Source organism: Microcoleus sp. OTE_8_concoct_300 (genome assembly GCF_031383065.1).
Classification (GTDB): domain Bacteria; phylum Cyanobacteriota; class Cyanobacteriia; order Cyanobacteriales; family Microcoleaceae; genus Microcoleus.
Genome location: NZ_JANMZH010000806.1, coordinates 1 through 4601 on the forward strand (window position 1 = coordinate 1; position 4601 = coordinate 4601).

The 4601-nt window shown below is 43.5% G+C and carries 6 protein-coding genes; 2 read left to right on the forward strand and 4 right to left on the reverse strand.

Annotated features, from left to right (window positions below):
• Nucleotides 1-1396: 1396 nt before the first annotated feature.
• Nucleotides 1397-1684, forward strand: a complete 288-nt coding sequence (locus ACUVJL_RS36000; protein ID WP_445250198.1) for a hypothetical protein — start codon at nt 1397-1399, stop codon at nt 1682-1684.
• Nucleotides 1685-1922: 238 nt separating this feature from the next.
• Here ACUVJL_RS36000 and ACUVJL_RS36005 read toward each other — a convergent pair whose 3' ends face one another.
• Entirely contained in the window at nt 1923-2096 is a 174-nt protein-coding gene (locus ACUVJL_RS36005) for a hypothetical protein (RefSeq protein WP_445250199.1), read from the reverse strand.
• A gap of 135 nt (nt 2097-2231) precedes the next feature.
• On the opposite strand from ACUVJL_RS36005, the gene ACUVJL_RS36010 reads away from it, so the two are divergent.
• On the forward strand, nt 2232-3431 hold the full coding sequence (locus ACUVJL_RS36010; RefSeq protein ID WP_445250200.1) for an RNA-guided endonuclease InsQ/TnpB family protein: 1200 nt from the start codon (nt 2232-2234) through the stop codon (nt 3429-3431).
• Here the strand turns inward: ACUVJL_RS36010 and ACUVJL_RS36015 are convergent.
• The 3 genes from ACUVJL_RS36015 to ACUVJL_RS36025 all read right to left on the reverse strand — a co-directional run.
• Complete coding sequence (locus ACUVJL_RS36015) at nt 3408-3794, reverse strand: hypothetical protein (protein ID WP_445250201.1); 387 nt, start codon at nt 3792-3794, stop codon at nt 3408-3410. The genes ACUVJL_RS36010 and ACUVJL_RS36015 overlap by 24 nt on opposite strands.
• Nucleotides 3791-4300: a hypothetical protein gene (locus ACUVJL_RS36020; protein WP_445250202.1), complete on the reverse strand. Its 510-nt coding sequence runs from the start codon at nt 4298-4300 to the stop codon at nt 3791-3793. Before ACUVJL_RS36020 ends, ACUVJL_RS36015 begins: the two co-directional genes overlap by 4 nt.
• 34 nt (nt 4301-4334) lie before the next feature.
• Nucleotides 4335-4601: hypothetical protein (locus tag ACUVJL_RS36025; RefSeq protein WP_445250203.1), on the reverse strand; the 267-nt coding region annotated here is incomplete at its 5' end.

The following is a 4601-nucleotide window of genomic DNA, read 5'->3' on the forward strand; positions in this document are numbered from 1 at the left end:
TGCTTCTGTTATGGGAATAATAGCATATTGTCTGGTTTCTGGTTGTGCCATGAATAATTTTACTAAAGGACCTTCTGTCATAAGAACCTCAAATCTACACTGCCATGAAGTATGAAGTGGAATGTAATAATACGTCAAGAAAGATTATTACCGCATTGTGTGGAGTATGGAGTGCTGGCTATTCCGAAAAAATGTGAATTGAAGTCAACATTTAAATTCAGAGTGCAAGAAGTAAACGGAAACACAAAAGAATACTTAATTGGCTAAATGTCATGAGAACGTGACAACTGTATGTTTGAAATAAAACGGAGAAGAAATCAAAAAAGTGAACCATTATAAACATCTAGGACAAACATTAAGCAACAAAGATAATGATATGATTGCAATTGAAAAACAATTGATGAAAGCAAAAATAACATGGTGAAGAATCGGAAAGATTATAAAGAAAAGAACATACACAAATCCAAAATCATGTGTACACATTTATTCTATAAAGTGATAATCCAGTTTGTACCAGTATATGGGTCATGGGTCGGAATAATGGGTTTTAACAGATAGGATATATCACGGGTCACGGGGAGACATATTACAATTTACAATGAAAGATGATGTATGGACAATGGACATATCCAGAAACAAAAATGACATTGGAATGATATCTGACCTATTAACGTTGGAAGTATCTATTGAAAAAAGAAAGGTACCATATTTTGCTTATTGCGGGAAACTTACCGACTGACAATAAGGAATGTGAGATATGTTAAAAAAATATTAAAAAGGTGAATGCTTAATCTGGTTTGGTGTTTGGTGGCCAGAAACCTGTATTTGGTTTAGCCCTTTTTTTACGAAAATTTTTCGCTATTACCAGAAGATTAGGCCAAAAACCCGGTTTCTTGAGCTTGGTGCGTAAGTCCTCATTTACTTATCAGCCTCAACTCAGTGGTTTTATGCAAAGCTTTGTAAAGACTGCCTGAAAGCACTGGAAAAACCTGGTTTCGGGATTTGAAGCGCGATCGAATTACCAGTTAAAAATCCGGCAGGGAATTAATCATAGCTGTATCTGGCAACAGATCGATCCGTGCGATCGACTATCCAATCTCAAATCCAAAATCTAATATCTAAAATTGGTTGACAGCGGGCACCTTATGCGGCTACGCTGTGAATTGAGAGGTTGCTTTGCTTGCATAGGAGGCAACCCGCGTCACCCAAAAATTTAGTTGCACTGCCCAAAGCTGCTGGTAACAGCAATGGACAGCATAACCGCCAAACTGCAGAACCAGTCTGGAGGCTAACAGAGCATTGTAACATTCTCTGTGGCCGCCCTGCTGTGTCTTAAAATGCGGGGCGGCTAGATTTTTGGGTTTCCTTAGAAAACCCAAAGTCAGGAGAACATAATATGTCACAGGAATTCGTGCCCGACGAAAACGAATCCGTAAGCGTTGCCCTCGAAGAGGATTGTCAAAATTCCGACTCAGCAGCCATATCGGAACAGGATGTGCTGCTGGTAACGGTTGTGGGTTCGCCCCAGGGTGTCCGGGAAACGATTCTTACTTTGTACCGATTGGGATTTGCACAAGTTGGTGATTGGAGTCCCCTACAGCGCGCGGCAACTGCTGGGCACGTGATGAGTGTGCTGATTCGTCGTAAAGTGCGATCGGGCCAGACTACGCCACCGGGAAAATAAGTTAAGCCACAGCCAAAGGACACAACAATCTTGTGTCCCTAGGAATGATATCTTGACTGGTTCCCAGGCTCAGGCTTGGGAACCGATATCACTCTTGACCGAAAGCATCCAGGATACAAGCCCAAAATTGGTAAATTTATATGGAAATAGGCTAACCGGATATCGGATGAGCCCCTTTCCAATGTCGGTTGGGATTTCGCTCGCCCCTACTGCCCAACGCCGGTATTTCATACTTACTTTACGGAGGAAATGGAGCTGATTTAGGATGAATCCCAGCGTAGTAAACAAGCACTTTGCGTTGGTCTTCATCCGGTACATAAAATACTCGGTCTGAGCTTGTTACTTCATACTCCCATGCACCTTTGTAGAGTTTACCTTTTAAGGGAAAAACTCTCTTTTGTTTTCTTGCCATTGGCGCATTACCGAAAATTTTGGGTTTAAAGCCCCGTCCTTATAGGACGGATTTAATTTCCACATATTGTAAAGAATAATTAAAAAATACATATTTTGCAAGTAAAGATTTCCCTAGAAGCGATAAAATACTGTGATGATAGTTTTAGAGTTTAAGTTAAAAGGCAAAGCGGAGCAATATCTGATTATCGATGAGATGATCAGAACAGCTCAATTTGTCCGAAACAAAACTCTTAGATACTGGATAGAGAATCAAGGAGTTAAGCTAGTCGATCTGTACAAACAATGCGCCATTATGGCAAAAGAGTTTGAATGGGCAGGCAAGCTTAACTCAATGGCACGTCAGGCTTCTGCTGAGCGTGCCATTTTTGCTATCCAGCGTTTTTTCGCTAATTGCAAAGCAAAAATACCAGGCAAAAAAGGATACCCGCAGTTCAAGAGGCATACTCGCTCCGTTGAGTACAAAACTTCAGGGTGGTTACTTTCTTCCGACAAAAGATATTTAACTTTTAAGGACGACTTTGCTGCTGGAAAATTCAAATTAATTGGCAGTCGGGATTTGCATTTTTATGCACCAGATGAGATTAAACGAATCAGGGTTGTGCGTCGTGCCGACGGATACTACGCCCAATTTTGCATCAACGTGGAGCGGAAAGAGGAGCCTATCTCTACTGGCAAAGCCATTGGAATAGATGTGGGATTAAACCATTTCTATACCGACAGCGATGGCGAAACAGTCGCCAACCCTCGCTACCTCCGAAAAAGTGAAAAAGCTTTGAAGAGATTGCAGAAGCGAGTTTCTCGAAAGAAGAAAGGCTCTGGTAATCGAAAAAAAGCTATCAACAAGTTAGGAAGAAAGCACCTGAAGGTTAGTCGGCAGCGTAAAGACTTCGCTATAAAGACGGCGTTGTGCGCGGTGAAATCTAGCGATTTCGTAGCCTACGAAAACCTTCAAGTTAAAAATATGGTCAAAAACCATAAACTTGCTAAGTCGATCAGCGATGCAGCGTGGTCACAATTTGCTCAGTGGTTAGAGTATTTTGGAAAAGTATACGGCAAAACAGTAATTGCTGTTGCTCCTCAATACACCTCACAAGAGTGTTCTAATTGTGGCAATCTTGTTAAGAAGACGCTATCAACCAGAACTCATATTTGCGGCTGTGGGGCGATATTGGATCGGGATCATAACGCTGGAAAAAATATTTTAACCAAAGGGTTGAAGCAAGCAGGAATTAGTTTGAATTTAAATACGGTGGGGCACACCGAAATTAACGCTTGGGGACAGAACGATCTCTACTCCTTGGTGGCGACATCAACGAGCAAATCGACTGATTGATCCAAGAATCCTCGCGACTTCAGTCCGAGGAGTGTCAAATAAATCCTGATAGCACCGACGAGTATTCTCAGAAGCACGTAACATTAAGGCTTCCCAATCCCGGTTAACCCGTCGGTTTTTCGCTACTACTAACCAGGGCGATGCAGGTACTTGCGCGATAAGTTTGACTTCGTTTTCTTTAGCAGATGGCTTTGTTCGCGGTGGTGTCAGCGGTTCTTCAGGAGGTTCTACCAACTCTGAAAGCACAGGCGCTGGTGCGGGAATTTCGGCTTCGGCTTCAAGAGTTGCGGGTGATGGTGTCGGCTGTTCTTCAGGAGACACCGGGCTTTCCGAATCGTCGGGAATGGTTGCAGAGTGCGTCATACAGCAGCAGATTCGGTAGTGTTTTCTGCAGTCGGTTTTGTCAGTAACACTTCGTCAATTTCATCGCTGAAAGCTGCGGCGAGTTCGGGGCTAGAAATTGCGATCGCGCTTTCATGCCATTCATAAATCGTTGCCTCAATCCGAGCCCAAGCCGCAGGTTCCGATTCCACAAGACGGTAATCTTTCTCTATTTCTGCGATCAGTTCACTGAGTTCCGCCTCGTCAAATACTTTTAGCCACGCATAGGGATGTTCTGAACCAATCTCTTCTCCCAGACGCAACCGATAAGCAGCGGCCGTCACCTCAAAGACTTTCAAGGAAAGGGCGGCGGCTTTTACCAACAGCGCCATCTCGTCGCGGCGCAGCAAAGCAAAATGCTGGTCGTTGCGAGTGATGGTGATAGGATGATCCATCGCCAAATCCAGCACTCTACCTGGTTGCCGGTTCAATTCGGTGGCGGTAATTAATTCATCGCCGTACACCAGGCGCAAAGATTCACTCAGCATAGCTTTTTCACCTCTATCAACATGGGAACGCTTTTCAATTGTATACGTAGAATTCTACGTATTTACCAAAATCTTTCCGAGTTTTACCACTAGGACTTACCCACGGGGTCAGAAACCGGGTTTTTCGGAGAATACTCGTTACAAACCGCAAAAACCGCAAAAACCCGGTTTCTTTGGTTTTGCTAGGACTTACCCACGGGGTCAGAAACCGGGTTTTTCGGAGAATACTCGTTACAAACCGCAAAAACCGCAAAAACCCGGTTTCTTTGGTTTTGCTAGGACTTACCCACGGGGTCAGAAA